Origin of the sequence: Paenarthrobacter sp. RAF54_2, assembly GCF_052113945.1 — a bacterium.
GTDB lineage: Bacteria > Actinomycetota > Actinomycetes > Actinomycetales > Micrococcaceae > Arthrobacter.
In genome coordinates this window covers 65,542-81,757 of the sequence record NZ_JBFRDV010000014.1, presented here as the reverse complement: position 1 = coordinate 81,757, position 16,216 = coordinate 65,542, and the positions used below count along the sequence as shown (strand labels likewise).

The 16,216-nt window shown below is 61.4% G+C and carries 16 protein-coding genes and 1 pseudogene; 11 read left to right on the top strand and 6 right to left on the bottom strand.

Annotated elements, in window-relative coordinates:
• Positions 1 to 90: 90 nt before the first annotated feature.
• The 3 genes from AB4Y87_RS15485 to AB4Y87_RS15475 form a co-directional block, all read right to left on the bottom strand.
• Complete coding sequence (locus AB4Y87_RS15485) at positions 91 to 1,083, bottom strand: bile acid:sodium symporter family protein (protein ID WP_442005217.1); 993 nt, start codon at positions 1,081 to 1,083, stop codon at positions 91 to 93.
• 96 nt (positions 1,084 to 1,179) lie between these two features.
• Complete coding sequence (locus tag AB4Y87_RS15480; RefSeq protein WP_442005216.1) at positions 1,180 to 2,676, bottom strand: SulP family inorganic anion transporter; 1,497 nt, start codon at positions 2,674 to 2,676, stop codon at positions 1,180 to 1,182.
• 7 nt (positions 2,677 to 2,683) lie between these two features.
• Positions 2,684 to 3,790: a GTP pyrophosphokinase gene (locus AB4Y87_RS15475; protein WP_216924310.1), complete on the bottom strand. Its 1,107-nt coding sequence runs from the start codon at positions 3,788 to 3,790 to the stop codon at positions 2,684 to 2,686.
• A gap of 109 nt (positions 3,791 to 3,899) precedes the next feature.
• Here AB4Y87_RS15475 and AB4Y87_RS15470 point away from each other — a divergent pair, with 109 nt between their 5' ends.
• From AB4Y87_RS15470 to AB4Y87_RS15455, 4 genes are read left to right on the top strand one after another with little or no spacing between them, the layout of a single operon-like run.
• Entirely contained in the window at positions 3,900 to 4,721 is an 822-nt protein-coding gene (locus AB4Y87_RS15470) for an alpha/beta hydrolase (protein ID WP_442005215.1), read from the top strand.
• 41 nt (positions 4,722 to 4,762) lie between these two features.
• Positions 4,763 to 5,704, top strand: a complete 942-nt coding sequence (locus AB4Y87_RS15465; RefSeq protein WP_442005214.1) for a carbohydrate kinase family protein — start codon at positions 4,763 to 4,765, stop codon at positions 5,702 to 5,704.
• A gap of 39 nt (positions 5,705 to 5,743) precedes the next feature.
• Positions 5,744 to 6,271: a YbhB/YbcL family Raf kinase inhibitor-like protein gene (locus tag AB4Y87_RS15460; RefSeq protein ID WP_442005213.1), complete on the top strand. Its 528-nt coding sequence runs from the start codon at positions 5,744 to 5,746 to the stop codon at positions 6,269 to 6,271.
• Between the two features lie 41 nt (positions 6,272 to 6,312).
• On the top strand, positions 6,313 to 7,122 hold the full coding sequence (locus AB4Y87_RS15455; protein WP_442005212.1) for an HAD family hydrolase: 810 nt from the start codon (positions 6,313 to 6,315) through the stop codon (positions 7,120 to 7,122).
• Here the strand turns inward: AB4Y87_RS15455 and AB4Y87_RS15450 are convergent.
• Positions 7,119 to 7,940 (bottom strand): methyltransferase family protein, encoded by an 822-nt coding sequence (locus AB4Y87_RS15450; RefSeq protein WP_442005211.1) that lies wholly within the window; start codon positions 7,938 to 7,940, stop codon positions 7,119 to 7,121. The genes AB4Y87_RS15455 and AB4Y87_RS15450 overlap by 4 nt on opposite strands.
• A 53-nt stretch (positions 7,941 to 7,993) precedes the next feature.
• Positions 7,994 to 8,875, bottom strand: a pseudogene (locus tag AB4Y87_RS15445) (SDR family oxidoreductase); the annotation flags it as partial.
• Between the two features lie 110 nt (positions 8,876 to 8,985).
• On the opposite strand from AB4Y87_RS15445, the gene AB4Y87_RS15440 reads away from it, so the two are divergent.
• From AB4Y87_RS15440 to AB4Y87_RS15420, 5 genes are all read left to right on the top strand, one after another.
• Positions 8,986 to 9,255 carry a hypothetical protein gene (locus tag AB4Y87_RS15440; RefSeq protein ID WP_442005210.1) on the top strand — a complete coding sequence of 90 codons (270 nt, stop codon included), beginning with the start codon at positions 8,986 to 8,988 and terminating at the stop codon, positions 9,253 to 9,255.
• A 13-nt stretch (positions 9,256 to 9,268) separates the two neighbouring features.
• On the top strand, positions 9,269 to 10,066 hold the full coding sequence (locus AB4Y87_RS15435; protein WP_442005209.1) for a glycerophosphodiester phosphodiesterase: 798 nt from the start codon (positions 9,269 to 9,271) through the stop codon (positions 10,064 to 10,066).
• Between the two features lie 199 nt (positions 10,067 to 10,265).
• Complete coding sequence (locus tag AB4Y87_RS15430; protein ID WP_442005208.1) at positions 10,266 to 10,544, top strand: hypothetical protein; 279 nt, start codon at positions 10,266 to 10,268, stop codon at positions 10,542 to 10,544.
• A gap of 44 nt (positions 10,545 to 10,588) precedes the next feature.
• Positions 10,589 to 10,819 carry a hypothetical protein gene (locus AB4Y87_RS15425; RefSeq protein ID WP_442005207.1) on the top strand — a complete coding sequence of 77 codons (231 nt, stop codon included), beginning with the start codon at positions 10,589 to 10,591 and terminating at the stop codon, positions 10,817 to 10,819.
• A complete protein-coding gene (locus AB4Y87_RS15420; protein ID WP_442005206.1) occupies positions 10,812 to 11,951 on the top strand; it encodes a baeRF2 domain-containing protein in 1,140 nt (379 codons plus the stop codon). Before AB4Y87_RS15425 ends, AB4Y87_RS15420 begins: the two co-directional genes overlap by 8 nt.
• 58 nt (positions 11,952 to 12,009) lie before the next feature.
• Here AB4Y87_RS15420 and AB4Y87_RS15415 read toward each other — a convergent pair whose 3' ends face one another.
• On the bottom strand, positions 12,010 to 13,842 hold the full coding sequence (locus tag AB4Y87_RS15415; protein WP_442005284.1) for a glycoside hydrolase family 2 protein: 1,833 nt from the start codon (positions 13,840 to 13,842) through the stop codon (positions 12,010 to 12,012).
• Positions 13,843 to 14,044: 202 nt separating this feature from the next.
• On the opposite strand from AB4Y87_RS15415, the gene AB4Y87_RS15410 reads away from it, so the two are divergent.
• Together AB4Y87_RS15410 and AB4Y87_RS15405 are read left to right on the top strand one after the other, a co-directional pair.
• A complete protein-coding gene (locus AB4Y87_RS15410) occupies positions 14,045 to 15,007 on the top strand; it encodes a D-2-hydroxyacid dehydrogenase family protein (protein ID WP_442005205.1) in 963 nt (320 codons plus the stop codon).
• A 55-nt stretch (positions 15,008 to 15,062) separates the two neighbouring features.
• Complete coding sequence (locus tag AB4Y87_RS15405; RefSeq protein WP_442005204.1) at positions 15,063 to 16,205, top strand: glycerate kinase; 1,143 nt, start codon at positions 15,063 to 15,065, stop codon at positions 16,203 to 16,205.
• Positions 16,206 to 16,216 lie beyond the last annotated feature (11 nt).

Here is a 16,216-nt window from a genome sequence, read left to right as displayed (position 1 = left end):
TATCGGCTCCCGCAATTGTTAACGTTCACAACTAATTGCGTCAAGAGGCGTCCAACTGGTTGAAGCAGTCTTAGCTGGAGCCTTGGGACGCTAGTCCTTCAGTGGTCGGCGAGCCAGCCAGGCCGCGACAATCGCGCCGGAGATGTTGTGCCACAGGGAGAAGACGGCAGAGGGCAGCGCAGCCAGCGGACTGAAGTGCGCCGTGGCAAGGGTCGCGGCCAGACCGGAGTTCTGCATGCCCACTTCGAAGGCCAGGGCGCGGCGGGCCTTGTCATCCAGACGGCCGAGCTTCCCAGCCAGATAGCCCAAGCCCAGCCCAAAGCCATTGTGGAGGACGACTGCCAGGAACACGATGGCGCCGGCTGCGACGATCTTGCTGGCGCTGCCGGCCACGACGATCGCCACGATCAGTGAAATCACGACGGCGGACGCCCACGGAAGTGCCGGAAGCACCTTTGCGACGAGCTTGGACAGGAAGAGTCGAGCGAGCAGGCCGGCGATGACCGGAAGCAACACGGTCTTCACGATGTCCAGCACCATGGCGCCAGCATCAATGTGCAGGAACGAACCGGCCAACAGGAGAGTTAGTGCCGGCGTGACGATGGGGGCGATCAACGTGGAGACCGAGGCAACAGCGACCGACAAGGCCACGTCACCCTTGGCCAGGAAGGCCATCACGTTGGACGCCGTACCGGACGGTGCGCAGCCCACAAGAATCAGGCCGACAGCGAGCTCGGGCGGTAGTTGAAGCAAGACAGCGATCAACCAGCCCGCCCCAGGCATGATCACGTAGTGCGCAACGATACCCAGTGCCACGGCCCACGGTCGTCGCGCCACAGAAGCGAAGTCGGGCGGCGTCAGCGTGAGGCCCATGCAGAACATGATCACGCCGAGCAGATAGGGGACGGCGACGCCCATCGGCTTGAACACTTCCGGAAGCAGGAACCCGAGGACGCCAGCCACCACAACCAGTAGCGGGAAAACCGTCACGGCTATTCGCGCAATCTTGGCCTCTGCGGCGAGGGCCGCATTGACGGGCGCCGGGGACGAAGTTTCGGTCTGGGAATTCGTTGCCTCAAGCATTTATCCATGCTCACATTGGTCCCGGGACGTAACCGAGTTCGTTACTTCGAGTACGGCGTATGTGTCAGATGACCGCTGTTTCAAAAACCGATTGGGTTAGCCGTTCAGCTTCCCCGCGAGGCGCTCACGCATGTGGATACTGGCTTCGTTGAGCCCGATGAACTCCACCTCACGCCCGTGGTTGCGGTACTTCTCAGTGACGGAATCAAGTACAGCAATAGTGGATGCATCCCAAAGGTGCGAGTTATGGAGATCGATGACCACACGATCTATTCCTTCCGAGGAATCCTTTGCGTAGTCGAACTGTGTGTACAGATCATTTGACGACGCGAAGAAGAGCTCGCCATCCACCGTGTACGTTGCCACGGTCTCACCGTTGAGCTCCAGTTCGGTCCGCTCTACGGTGGCGAAGTGGGCTACACGCCGCGCAAACAGCACCATGGCGGTCAAAACGCCGACGCCGACACCCACCGCCAGGTTGTGTGTTGCCACAACAGCGGCCACAGTGATCAGCATGACGGCGGTCTCTGACTTGGGTAGCCGCTTCAAGGTGGACGGCCGAACAGAGTGCCAGTTGAAGGTGATCAGGGAAACGAAGATCATCACGGCAACAAGCGCCGCCATGGGAATCATGCCCACAACGTCCCCAAGGACTACCACCAGGATCAGCAGGAACACGCCCGCCAAGAACGTTGAGAGCCGGCTCCGTGCGCCCGATCCCTTGACGTTGATCATGGTCTGTCCGATCACGGCACAGCCACCCAAGCCCCCGAGGAATCCTGTGACAATGTTGGCCACCCCCTGACCCCAGGAAACCCGTGTCTTGTTGGACCGCGTGTCCGTGATGTCGTCCACGAGCTTGGCTGTCAGGAGTGATTCCAGCAGGCCAACGAGGGCCATGGACAATGCGAAGGGCGCAATGATCTGGAACGTCTCCAGGTTCAGCGGGACATTCGGCAGGAAGAACCCCGGCAGGCTGTGGGGGAGCTCGCCTTTGTCACTGACCGTGGGAACATCGATATGCCCCAGAACGGTAACCAGAGTAATGACCACGATCGCCACGAGCGGCGCAGGAATGGCCGTGGTCAGGCGGGGTAGCCCAAAGACCATGGCGAGTCCCACAGCAACAATTGGATAGACCATCCAGGGGACGTTGAAGAGCTCGGGCATCTGCGAGATGAACACCAAAATTGCCAGTGCGTTCACGAAGCCAATCATCACCGACCGCGGAATGAAGCGCATGAGTCGCGTGACACCGAGGACAGCCAGGATGATCTGGAAGACACCTGCCAGGATGATCGTGGCGATCAGGTAGTCGAGTCCGTGCTCCTTCATCACGGGAGCGATGACCAATGCCACGGCTCCTGTCGCTGCAGAGATCATGGCTGGACGACCACCCACGAGAGCAGTCACCACGCCCATGGTGAAGGAAGCGAACAGCCCAATCCGGGGATCCACCCCCGCAATCACCGAAAAAGCAATGGCCTCCGGAATGAGCGCCAGTGCAACTACCAGTCCAGCCAGGGATTCCGTCAGCAGGCGGCGGGGCGAGCGGAAAGTCACCCGCAGTGACATGAGTTGCTCGGGAGTCATGGCGTCCTTACAGTGCAGTCTGGCGGTAACGCTCAATCTGCTTTAGACGCCGCTGGAGGCTGTCGCGCCGCGGGTGCGGAACGACGTCGGGCGCCTCAGCGGTGAGGTCAATATGTTCGGTTCCGTACTGCCACAGCAGGAGGTCATCCAGGAGGCGGTCGGGGCCCGGGGAGTAGCGGTGATCCAGGGCTTTGCGGACCTCTGTGATCCGGTTGGCACTCAAGAGCCCCGCGAGTTCCACGGTTTTGGTGAGTCCGTGGGCCGCAAGGAGTTCGGCAGCCCACCCCCAGTCGTCATCAACTTTACGGTCAACGTGGGGCAGGAGCGTACGCCAGACGTCCCGAACCCGGTTGGGAGTCAGCGGGGAAGCACCCTCGCCGTGCAGGTCCCAATAGCTTCTGACCTCTTCGTAGCGCTCGTGGAGGTCAGCGAAGGCGCTCTCCACGGTTTCCAGCATGGCCGCAGTGGCGGTGAACTGGCGATCGAAATGCGGAGTCCAGGCGCGCGGATCCTCCGCCTTGAAGCGGATATCATGCTCGATCTCGCTCCAGGCGTGCGCAAAAACCGTGCGGATCTGGCACTCGAAGAAGTAGCTGCCGTTGGCCGGCATGTCCGGGTTGAAGACGTGCTGATACTCCTTGACTGCCTCGTTCTGGATGGTGCGCAGGATGAGGTGCCGGCTGGAGTATCCGTACGTGCCCGATTCGATGGAACCAATGTCCTTCTCGCGGTCTCCGCGGCAATCGAAGAGCTGGCGCTGGCGCTTGATGATGTTGGCTACGGCTGCGTTCTCGGCGGGCAGTTTGGTGATGACGCGGATGCCCACCATGTCATTCAAGGTGCGGAAAGGGTCCGGGAATTTGAGGACCCGCGGGCCGCCCGGCTCCAAAGGATCATCCGTGCGTGAGATTTTTTCGCGGAACGACTCCACGGTCTTGGTTCGTCCGGTGACAAACAGGGGAGTGACCTCGGCGTCGTTGAGCATGTCCCTTAGGGTGAGCAGCACATCCCGTGTGACCCGCTTCAGCGCAGGGCGAACGCGCTCATAGAGCGCCACGTTCGCATCCACTGCATCGCGCTGGTCCTGGTCCAGGCTGTCCCAATTGCTTGCCATGCCCCCAGCTTACGGGGCGGGTCCGACACTGGCGCGGGCCACCCGCCCTCGGGGTGCCCTAGCCAAAGTTGCGGGACGTCACGATAGGCTCGGTACAAAGGAGGGCGCAATGTTGCGGCACAAGTACAGCTACGGCGAACACCCCAGTCAATGGGGCGAACTCTTCATACCTGAACCGAACAACGGAAACCATCGCGGCGCGTCAGCCGTCGCGGGTGGCGTCGCGGTTGTCATCCATGGCGGCTACTGGCGCTCACAGTACGGCGCCGAGCTCGGCGAGCCCTTGGCCCGGGACCTCGCGGCGCATGGAATAACGGCCTGGAACCTTGAATACCGGCGGGCCGGCAACGGCGGTGGTTGGCCCCATACGTTCGAAGACATTCTGGCCGGCATTGACCATCTCGCCGAAATCGCCGGAAAGCACGAGCTCCACCTTGGCAAGGTAGTCGCTTTGGGGCACTCGGCCGGAGGTCACTTGGCTGTGTGGGCGGCCGGACGGCAGCGCCTCTCGGCCATCGGAACGCCCGACGCCGACCGCCAACTCGTGCGTGGATCTGAAGATAACGCCGTGCACCTGACCGGCGTTGTCAGCCAGTCCGGCCTGCTGAACCTGGCCGCGGCCGAAAAGCTGAACCTCAGTAACGGTGCCGTCTGCAACCTTATGGGTGGCGATTCAGCTAGATACCCCAAAAGGCATAAATACGCAGATCCCATGAGTTCACTGCCCATTGATGTTCCAGTTTTCGCCGTTCATGCCACCGACGACGAAGACGTTCCAGCCAGCCAGTCCGAGGCCTATGTCGCAGCGGCAACCGCAGCCGGCAGCGCAGCCCAGTTGCTCCGCGTTCCTGGGGATCACTTCGATCTCATAGATCCAAAGGCCGTGGCCTACAAGAAATGCCGCGAATTAGTACAACGCCTGCTCTCCTGAATCACTGGTAGCGCCCGCCCTTCCTCTGGCAGAGTGGTCCCATGCTGACTGTGATTGGCGAGGCCTTGGTTGACGTTGTGCAGCGCCCCAGCGGAATCGAGGCGCACGTTGGCGGAAGCCCACTCAACGTCGCCGTTGGCTTGGCGCGCTTGGATCATCCCGTGCAGTTCATCGGGCGGTTTGGCCAGGACGCGTACGGCGATTCCGTCGCGGCGCATCTCCGGTCCAGTTCCGTGATGGTCCCTCTTCCGCCCGACGGCAAACCCACCAGCGTAGCCACGGCAGTGATCGACGACGACGGCGCCGCCACCTACACCTTCGATCTCACCTGGGATTTGCCGGGCCTCGGGGGGCGGTTGCCGCTCATGCTGCAGGGCGCCACTTTGCTGCATACGGGTTCGATAGCCACCGCCTTGGAGCCCGGTGCCGCGGACGTGCTTGCCGCCGTCGAGCATGCCCATCCGAGCAGCACTATCAGCTTCGATCCCAACTGCCGCCCCAGCATCATTACTGACCGCGAGTATGCACGGAGGCAGGCCGAACGCTTCGTAGTGCTCTCCGACGTGGTGAAGGCTTCTGACGAAGATCTCGAATGGCTGTATCCGGGTGTAGATCCACTGGAATCAGCACGCAAGTGGTTGTCCTTGGGCGGTACGGAAGGACCTGCGCTGGTGGTGGTCACGCGGGGTGCGCGCGGCCCGTGGGGAATCACAGCCATCGGCGAGACCCAGGTCCCCGCACCTTCCGTGACGGTGGTGGATACCGTTGGTGCCGGCGATTCGTTCATGGCGGGGCTGCTGTCAGCGATAGTGGACCGCGGGCTTGACGGTGCGCAAAACCGCGGAGCACTCAGAGCCATGCCGGCTGAGACCCTTGCCGCCATCATGGACCACGCGACGCGTGCTGCCGCAGTCACGGTGTCACGGGCTGGCGCCAATCCGCCGACGCGGGCCGAGCTCAACCATAGGGCTGTTGCAAGCTAAAACTGTTGCCGGCGAAGTCCGGCCAAGAGGAGGTGCGCCATGAAAGACCACGATCCTTATGCTGCGACGCCCGCGCCGGAATTACAGGTTGCGAGCGAGTCATTCAGCGGCGGCGATACTCTCGGCCCCGATCAACGGAGCGGGATTCTGGGTGCGGGTGGCCAGGACATTTCTCCTCAGCTGAGCTGGAGCGGAGCTCCGGAAGGAACAAGGAGTTTCGCGGTCACTATGTGGGACCCGGATGCTCCCGGTCGCGGGGGCTACTGGCATTGGGCGGTACTTAATATTCCTCCTGAAGTATCAAGCCTTCCGGCCGACGCGGGCGGCCCAAACGGTCATGCGTTGCCCGCTGGCGCGTTCCAGTTAAAGAACGACGGCGGCCGCACCGGCTACCTTGGGGCGGCCCCGCCCAGAGGGCATGGACCGCATCGGTACATAGTGGCCGTACATGCGCTGGACGTGGAGGACCTGGGCATCGAAAAGGATTCCGAAGCACGCATACTTGCTTCAGCCCTTCCCTCGCACACCTTGGCGCGCGGAACCATCACGGGTATGTTCGAGCGTTAGTGGCGGCCTTTGGGTTCTCAACAGCCACGTAGACTGACATGATGCGGCTCGTAGCAAGTGATATTGACGGCACCATCCTCGGTCATGACGGCAAGATCAGTGATCGGACCGTCAAGGCATTCAAAGCATGCCGGGATGCCGGGGTGGAGCTTGTGTTCGTCACGGGCCGCCCGCCGCGGTGGTTGTACCCGCTTCAGGAGCAGCTCGGCCACAGCGGAATCGTGATCTGTTCCAACGGCGCAGTGGTGTGGGATCTCGAAACGGAGAAGCCCATTTCTTCTTGCACCTTGGATATCAAATCCATTTTCGAAGCGCGCCGAATCATCAAGTCCCTGCGGCCGGATGCGTTGTTCGCAGTGGAAACTCTGACTGGTTTCCAACTGGAGCCGGGCTTTCTCGAGAATGAAACCAGTGAGCTCCTCGCGGAGTTCACTCCCGCACCGCTGGATCAGACGCTAACGGCGGATGACGCCGTCGTGAAGTTCCTGGCGATAACCCGTAAGGGCACCCCGGACGAATTCCTTGCCGAAGTTCAGCCCGCTGTTGCCCATCTGGTCAGCACCACGCACTCGGCGCCGCGCACGGCGATGCTTGAGATGTCCGTGCCCGGCATCAACAAGGCCGTCACCCTCGCGAAGTACGCTGAGTCGCTGGGTATCGAGGCCGCCGACGTTGTGGCATTCGGGGATATGCCCAACGACATCGAGATGCTCCGCTGGGCCGGCCACGGCTACGCCATGGCAAGCGGCCACCCGGAAGCCATCCTCGCTGCGGGGCAGCAGGCACCGCACTTCGACGACGACGGCGTGGCCCAGATCCTCGAGGCGAAACTGACGGAGCAAACGGTCTAGCCACGTCCGACACGAGGGATCCAGCAGCGCACCGACTCGCGGTAGCTGATGAATTCGGCACCAAAACGCTCTTCGAGATCGGCTTCCTCCACCGGCCGGACGGCATAGTTCCACAGCAGTGAGCCGAGAACTGCGTAGGCGATGACTAGCCATGACCCGAGAATGAGGCCGACAGCGGCACCTTGGGTAATGCCCGCAACAGCCATGGGGTTACGAATCCAGCGGTACGGTCCGGCGATGACCAAGCGGTTCGGCATGGCTGAGGCGACGCCCAGCGCGCTTGCGAGCATCAGAAGCAGCGCTCCGGCAGGGGCAGCGATCGGCGGAAATGGCAGGGTCACTTCCCATCGCTGTTCGAGGAACGTCAGGCCTACGGGGATGACCGCCAGGAAGAGTCCCCAGAAGAGGATCATTTGGCCGATCGTTGCTCCCACGTTTGTTGTCGTACGACGTCCAGCGGCTGAACGGAAAGCGAAGGGCCCTTGGCTGATCCAAGCCGTGGGAATCCCGCCCAGGACGACGATGCTGAGGGCGGCCAGGGAACAAACGGCGGCGGCAATCATCATCAAAACGCCCAAACCTGCTTCAGTTGTCACCGTGGCGTAGACCCCGAGGGCGAACGCTACGATTCCTGTCCAAGCGGTGGCGACAAAGGCGGCGGCCTTCACGGCGGTTGCCGCCAGGGCGGAGGCAATGACGAAAAGGGGAATGTCAAAGATCGCAACGGCGACGGGATCGAGGCTACCTAGTGTGGCTTCCCGCATAACGGGCGACAGGAAGACGGCGATCCACCACGAAAGACCGGCGGCCGCCTGCATCGCAAAATAGGCTCGGCACAGCAGCTGCAAGCCCGATCTTGTACCTTGAGGTTTCACGGATGCCGGACGCCGTCACCTGCCAGCACTGCCCGGTAGCCCTCCATGTAGGTGGGGAAGGCGAACTCGAAGCCAGTCCCGCGCAGCCTTTGGTTGGAGCAGCGTTTGTCGCCAGGGCCGGCGGGGGCGTCTTCCAACGCCGTCGGTGGTTCAGGGCTTCCCATTTCCAAGGCAAGAAACCGTATGACGTCACCCATCTCGGCCGCATGGTCGTCTACACCTACATAGACCGGATCCGGGTCCTGACCCATGGTGGTGAGGTGGACGATCATGGCCGCGGCGTCGTCCCTGTGCACACGGTTGGTGTGCCGGGGTTGTGCTGGAATCACGGCCTGCCCTGACCGGACTTGGTCGATCAATCGCGTTCGCCCCGGACCGTAAATGCCGCCGAGCCGCAGGATGATGGGTTGGGTTCTGGTACCCCGGGTGCGGGCAAGGAACAGATTTTCAGCCTCCACCAGCACCTTGCCGCTGAAACGCGTGGGCTCGGTGGGTGTGGTTTCGTCCACCGCCCCTCCGTCGGAGTCCTTATATACGGCTGTGGAGGAGACGAATAGCATGCGGGCCGGTTCGACAGAATCGCGTTCCAAGGCCTCCAGAACATTTTGCAAGCCGTTTATGTACGCCGCCCGGTACGCCTCCTCGGTGGAAGAATCGGCGGCTACTGCGATCACAACAATGTCCACATCTGCTGGGATGACCGGAACTTCACGTGCGAGGTTCGCGTGCATGCCCCGGATCGCCGCGGGGAGCTTTTCCGGAGAACGGCGGAGACCGATTACGTCATGGCCCAACTCTGCGAAACGCTGTCCGGCTTCGGTTCCAAGGTCGCCGCACCCGGCAATCAACACAGTCATGCCACTAGTTTGGCAGCCCTGACGCGCGCAAAGCTGTCACCAACTTCCCAGACTCCATACAACCCGCGTTCAACTTGCGCCCGTAGGCTTTCAGCCACAGACCCGTTTAGCTTGTTGGATGTAGGGGAATCATGGCCAAGCGTAGGATCAACGACTTCAACACCGCTCCATTGCGGCGGATCGAACCGGATCACCACTGGAGGTCGCTTCGCCAGGGCGACCGCGTGAGCGTGACACTAACGCCGGGGTACGAATCGGCTGGCATAGTGGACGCCGTTACCAGTGATGCAACGGCAGTTTGGGTGGAGCTCGACGGCGGTCGGGGCCGCACGCTGGTGCACATCAGCGATGGCGTGGCGGTGGTTCCCCTGGAGAAGGTGACGGTCACAGAGGAGTCGTAGGCGCCCATGCCCAATGGGCTACGCTTCGGATGTGACGCTGCCCTATTTCCTCCGCAAGGACGGCACGGTGGGCCCGCTGGCCTTCGCCCATCGCGGATTCTCCATAAATGGCCTGGAGAACTCCATGGCTGCTTTCCGTGCCGCCGTTGAACTCGGCACCTTGCACCTTGAAACTGACGTGCACACCACTTCAGATGGCGTCCCGCTCGTTTTCCACGATTCATCCTTGGACCGGGTCACGGATTCGTCCGGGCGGATCGCTGAACTAACGGCAGCCGAGGTGGGGCAGTCCCGGATTGGCGGAGTGGAATCCGTGCCGACTTTCGACGAGCTGGTGGCAGCCTTCCCCGATGCCCGCCTGAACCTGGACGTGAAGGACTGGAATTCTGTTAAACCGATGGCCGAGGCTATCGAGAAGCACGGCATCCACGGCCGGGTGTTGGTAACGAGCTTCTCTGACCGGCGTCGTCGCGCAGTATTGAAACTCCTCAGCCAGCGGGCGGCTTCTTCGGCTGGTAGCACCCTGACCGCGCTTTTCGTACTTCTTGGACCCGTGCTGCCGGCGCGCTTGGCCCGCAAGGTGCTCACCGGCGTCGATGCTTTCCAAGTGCCGGTCCGCTATGGGCGATTCCCCGTGGTGACTCCAGGTTTTGTTCGCCGCGCCCATCGCTTGGGCGTCCAAGTTCACGTCTGGACCATCAACGAGCCCGCTGAAATGTGGCGTCTATTGGATCTGGGTGTGGACGGTATCGTGTCCGACCGGCTGGACCTGCTGAAGGACGTTCTGGTGCGCCGCGGGCAGTGGGTCTAGCCCCATTTTGTTCCCACCGAGATGGCATGTAATACCGATTCCGCTTCGGAACATTGGGTTCAAATGCCATCTCGGTGGGAACTTACTCAGTACCCTTTCTATTTGGGGTAGGCCCGGATTAAGGTCGAAGTATCCGTACTCTTCGTTGGCACATGGCTCGCCAATCACGTGCCGGCATCGGAAGGAAGGAAAATCTGACATGGCTTCGGAATCTCACACCACCACGGATCACGACGAGATTCGCAAGTGGGTTGAAAGCAACGACGGTAAACCGGCCAGCGTCAAAAAGACCGGCGACAAGAACGACGTGGGTATCCTGCGTATCGATTTCCCCGGCGGAGCTGGCGAAGATTCGCTGGAACACATCAGTTGGGACGAATGGTTCGACAAGTTCGAGGAGAGCAAGCTGGCTTTCCTCTACCAAGCAAAAAAGGCCAGCGGCGAGGACAGCACCTTCTTTAAGTTGGTGAGCCGTTAGGCGCGACCAGAACGTAAAGCGAGTACATCGGAAGGATGATTACCGTGGCTGAGCGAGGAAACTCAAAGCACGGATCGCATCTGGATGACCAGATGCAGCACGAGACCGAGGGAATGATCAGGGGAAACAAACCAACCCATGTGGAAGAGGGTCGGGAGACCGAGCCCTTCCCCGATGAGACAGACGCGCAAGAAGTCCGTGAGGCCTTAAACCCCAATACCGCTTCTGGTACTTCTGCAGATGCCGCAGCGGAGGAGGGAGACTCCAGTGAGTGAAGCGCTGAGAAAGTACGCGGATATTTACCGGCAGCCAGGACCGTGGTGCTCGGCCTATCTGGAGGCGAGTACGGGAACAGTGGACAGCCTCGAAGCTGCCGACGTCCAACCTGACAACGTGCGGGATGCGTTGGCGGGGCAGGGAGCGTCCAAGGAAGATCTGGCCGCCATGGAATCCGCTATCCAACCCGCCGAGGGACTGCCCGCCCCGGTTAGCCGTTTTGTGTTGGTGCGGGATGGGCAGGTGATGGTTAATGAGCTGTTGCCCGGGCCACTCTCGGGGCCCGAAAGAATTTCCATGGACTCCATTCCCGACCTGCTGCCTTTGATGAAGCACCAGCCGGACGAGTTCCCATATGTCGTGGCCGAAGTCAGCCGCGATGAAGGCGAAATCCGACTACATCGGGCCGGCAGGCCGACTGTTGAGGAGAGCCAGCACGTCCAGGGCTCGGACGAGAATCTCAAAAAGGTTCCCAGCGGCGGTTGGTCACAGGGGCGGTATCAACACCACACTGAGGAGATTTGGCGGCGCAATGCCGATCAGGTGGTGAATGAAATCGACAAGGTTGTGAGGGAAAAACGAGCCCGCCTGCTGGTCCTTGCCGGTGACATCAGGGCGCGGCAACTCGTTGCCGATCAACTGTCCGAGGCGAGCAAGGCCATCCTGCGCATGGTGGATGCCCATACCCTGGCCCCTGGTTCCGACCGTCAAAAGTTCGACGACGAGGTTAATTCCTTGGTTGCCCAGCAGTGGGCGGAGGAACAACAGCAGCTGATGGAGCGCTTGGCCGAGCAGGAAGGGCAGGCCAACCCCGAGTCGGCTACTGGAAACGGGGCTGTGGTTCACGCCCTCCAGCAAGCCCAGGTGGATGTGCTGATCCTCGATGATCAAGCGCTCTCCGAACACACCCTGCTTGCGCTGGGTGCTGAACCGTGGATCGCCAGCTCTGAGGACGAAGCCTTGGGAGCTGAAGTTCTAGGAAAGGTCCCTGCACCCGCGGCCATGGTGCGTGCTGCGGCTCTAACGGATGCCCGCGTTCAGCTGGTCCCCTCCGCTGCGTTGCCTGACGGCGTCCAGGTGGCAGCCCTGCTCCGGTGGCCCACTGGACCGGAACGGCCGGGAGGCGCGTAACCATTCGACCAGAAAGGCCAAGGCGTCGAGCCTTGGCCTTTCCTTTAGGCGATTGCTTTTATTCGTTGTGGGCTTCGATGGCTGCCTTACGGACCTGGCTGGCCCGGATCCGCTCGAGATCGAACTTGCCCTTCCGATCGAAAGTGAAGATGCCATTCTTTTCCTGGAAGACGTCCGTCAGCTGCGTATAGCAGTAACCGAACATGTCCGGGTTATCCAGGAGCACGCCACATAGTGCGTCGAAGCGAGCATAGAACTCCTCCTCGCTTCTGACGCGCTGCCCGTAACCCCACGACGTCGATACATCAGTTCCGAGGCCCGCTTCTGCTGACGCTTGGCGCGCCTCCGTTTCGTTCCACCAAATGCCGCCGAATTCCGACACGAAATACGGCTGGCCGGCGTAAGGAACGGAGTATTCCTCACCCTGCGGGTTCCGGTTTACAAAGGGCTTCCCGTCCGAAAGGCCCTGCTGCTCGATCCGGAACTTGTCCGGATTCTGCTCGTAGGAATGGGAATCGTAAATGTCTGTTTCGCGGATGCGGTGCGAGTACCCCGATGCATCGATGACAGGCCGCGTGGGGTCGGTCAATTTCGTGGCAAGGAACATGGCCTGCGTGACATCATCCAGTACCGTGAGTCGATCGTGCAGGACCTGGTGTGTTTCGTTCAGCGGGCACCATCCGATGATCGAGGGATGGTTGAAGTCGCGCTGCAGCACCTCAAGCCATTGGGCTACGAAACTCGCTGTCGGCTTCTGGTTGTGGCCAACGGTTCCTCCTCCGGAGACGCCCCAGTCGCCGAACTCGCCCCAGACCAAGTAGCCGAGTCTGTCTGCATGGTAGAGAAAACGCTCTTCGAAGACTTTTTGGTGGAGTCGTGCACCGTTGAATCCTGCCGTCATGGCCAACTCGATGTCCTTGATTAATGCAGCGTCATCCGGCGAAGTCATCAGCGACTCCGGCCAATAGCCCTGATCCAGCACCAGTCTTTGGAACACGTTCTTGCCGTTGAGACGAACCACTTTGCCATCAAGGGCAACTGAACGAACGGCTGCGTAGCTGCTGACGCGGTCAACCGCGGTTCCGGCAGCGTCCCGAACCGTCACCTCAAGGTCATAAAGGAAGGGATCCTCAATGCACCAAGGGCGCAGGGATTCGGCGGGAATGCTCAGCCGGAATGTTGGCGTGAGGTCCAAGTCTGCCTTGGCCGTGGCTTCCACCCTCAGATCGTCCTTATCGCTGAGGACAGCGGTCACCGTGTGCCCCGTGCGGTTCTGGCTGATCGGAACCTCAATCGTGATGCTTGAGTCGGCCAGGTTGGGAGTCATTCGGAGCCGTTTGATGTGGACCTCGGGTACAGCTTCCATCCAGACCGTCTGCCAGATTCCAGTGGTGCGGGTGTACTGGCAATGAGTGTTGTTGTACCAGGTTGCCTGCTTGCCCCGGGCCTGCGTTTCGTGCCGCGAATCGCGGGCCCGGACAACAATGACCGCTTCCGTGCCGGGTTCGGCCACTCCACCAAGATCGGCGGTGAAGGGGGTGAAACCACCCCTGTGGCGGCCCACTTCAATGCCGTTCACCCAGACAGTCGCGTCGTGATCCACAGCGCCGAAGTGCAGGAGGACGTTCTGGCCGGCCCACTCCTGGGGAATGGTCACCGTACGTCGGTACCAAACAGCTTCCATGAAATCCACGTGCGCAATTCCGGAAAGTTCCGACTCCGGGGCGAACGGCACCAGAATCTCACCCGTGAGCTCGCGCTTGGCGAGTCCGCGCTCCAAACCCGAGTCGCCGGCGTCGATCTCAAAACCCCAGGTTCCGTTGAGGTTTATCCAGTTCTCGCGGACAAGTTGGGGACGAGGATGCTCGGGCTTGGGAAGGGCCGGCATCATCTTGGGCTCTGTCAACGCATCTCCTTGGAAGGGGAAGGGTTCAATTTCCAGTCAAGCGCATCGCCGGAAAATGTGCATCTACCGGCCCGCCTGCTCGGCGCACGGCACTAAATTGTCTCTGTCCGCATTGTCTCTGGTCGCCGCATTGGAATCGTGACGTGAGATGGTGTTTGTACACCAGCCGCTGCGCGAGGAGATTGACGTGACGAGTTTCCGCTTGGCCATCATTGATGATTATCAGCAGGTCGCCAGCGACTACGCCCCTTGGGATTCACTGCTCGACGACGGCGTGAAGGTCAGCGTTTTCAGCGCACCATTTGTTTCGGAAGAGCAAGCCGTGGCAGCCTTGGCGCCGTTCGACATCATTGTGGCGATGCGTGAACGGACGCGCTTCCCTCGTCGCGTGCTCGAGTCATTGACCAACCTGAAACTGCTCGTGACTACGGGCATGGCCAATGCTGCGATCGACCTTGAGGCGGCGTCGGAGCGGGGCGTCCTGGTGTCCGGAACGGGCGGTTCGCCTGCAGCGGCACCGGAGATGACGTGGGCGTTGCTGCTCGCTTTTGCCCGCAACCTGGTTATGGAGGAAAACTCGCTGCGGGCAGGCGACTGGCAGACCGCCGTCGGGTTTGAACTCGAAGGCAAGACGCTCGGAATCGTCGGCCTCGGCAAGATAGGGAAGCGAATCGCGGGCTACGCGAAAGCCTTCGGCATGGATGTGCTCGCTTGGAGCCAGAACCTTGCGGCAGAGGCGGCCGAGGAGGCTGGTGCTCGAAAGGTCACCAAGGAGGAGCTGTTCCGGGAATCCGACGTGGTGACGTTGCACCTACGGCTGTCCGATCGGACCGAGGGCATAGTCGGTTCGGAAGAATTGAGGCTCCTGGGTCCCGAGGGCGTACTCATCAATACCGCGCGCGGGCCACTCGTGGACGAGGCAGCGCTGATTCGTGCACTGGAGGAAGGCTGGATTCGCGGCGCTGCCATGGATGTCTTTGATGAGGAGCCGCTGCCGGCTGGGCATGCTTTGCTTCATTCATCGCGAACCGTGCTCTCGCCACATATCGGCTACGTGACACACGAAAGTTACCGGCAGTTCTACGGCGGCGCATTCGAGGACGTTAAGGCCTGGCTTGAGGGCGCGCCCATTCGTGCGCTGAACGACTGACGCCATCTTCGTAATGGGCAACCGCTTTCCCGGCAAAAGCTGGCAAGATGGACCCATGCGTATCCTCATCGCCCCGGACAAATTCAAGGGATCCCTGACCGCCGCGGAAGCCGCATCAGCCATGGCCGAGGGCGCCTTACGCGTCTATCCAGACGCCATAACTACCCAATTTCCGGTAGCTGACGGTGGCGAAGGTACCCTCGACGCCGCCATCGCCGCTGGCTACGAAGAGCGGAACCACGCCGTTGTGGGTCCAATTCTCAAGCCGGTCGGAGCTTCCTGGGCCATCCGTAAAGATTCTTTCGGCGGAGCCACTGCTGTAATCGAAACCGCCCAGGCTTCGGGTTTGGCCTTCATGGAGCCCACCCCCGAGAATTCGTTGCGGGCCCACAGCTACGGCTGCGGACAGCTCATAGCCGCTGCGCTTGACGCCGGCGCCACCGAGATTGTGTTGGGACTTGGCGGTTCCGCAATGTCCGACGCCGGTAGCGGCGCCTTGCGTGCGCTGGGGCTCAAGCCCGTGGACGCTGCCGGAAATGTGGTGCCGCTTGGCGGAGGTTTCCTTGCCGACGTCGTTGCCCTGGACATCTCCGAGTTGGATCCGCGGCTTTCGCGCGCCAAGTTCCGGATCGCCGTCGACGTCCAAAACCCGCTGTTCGGCCCGGATGGCGCCGCGTATGTTTTCGGCCCGCAGAAGGGGGCAGACGAAGACGCTGTTGAAAAGCTCGACGCCGGCCTCCGTAACTGGGCCTCGCTCCTTCGGGAAGCCACGGGCCGGGACGTCAACGTTCCGGGAGCCGGAGCGGCAGGCGGGTTCCCGGCGTCGTTCCTTGCCTTTACCGACTCCGCGCTTGAAGGCGGCTTCGCGCTGGTCGCCGGACTCACAGGCCTTGCTTCGCACCTCAGCGAGGCGGACCTCGTGATTACGGGCGAGGGTTCCATGGATGAGCAGTCGCTCACCGGTAAAGCGCCCATCGCCTTGGCTGATGCCGCAAGCGTGTACGGAATACCCGTGGTCGCTGTGGCAGGCCGAATCACGGTGACGCCCGAGGATCTCGCCAAACACGGGATAGTTGCTGCGGCCCAGTTGTTGGACGTCGCTCAGCGCAAGGACGGTGTTCCGGACGTCGCCGACGCCGTTGCCAATGCAGCCAAGTATGTTGCATGGGCTACAAGTCAGGTGCTTGAGGGGGCCTAGCTTCTTCTGGG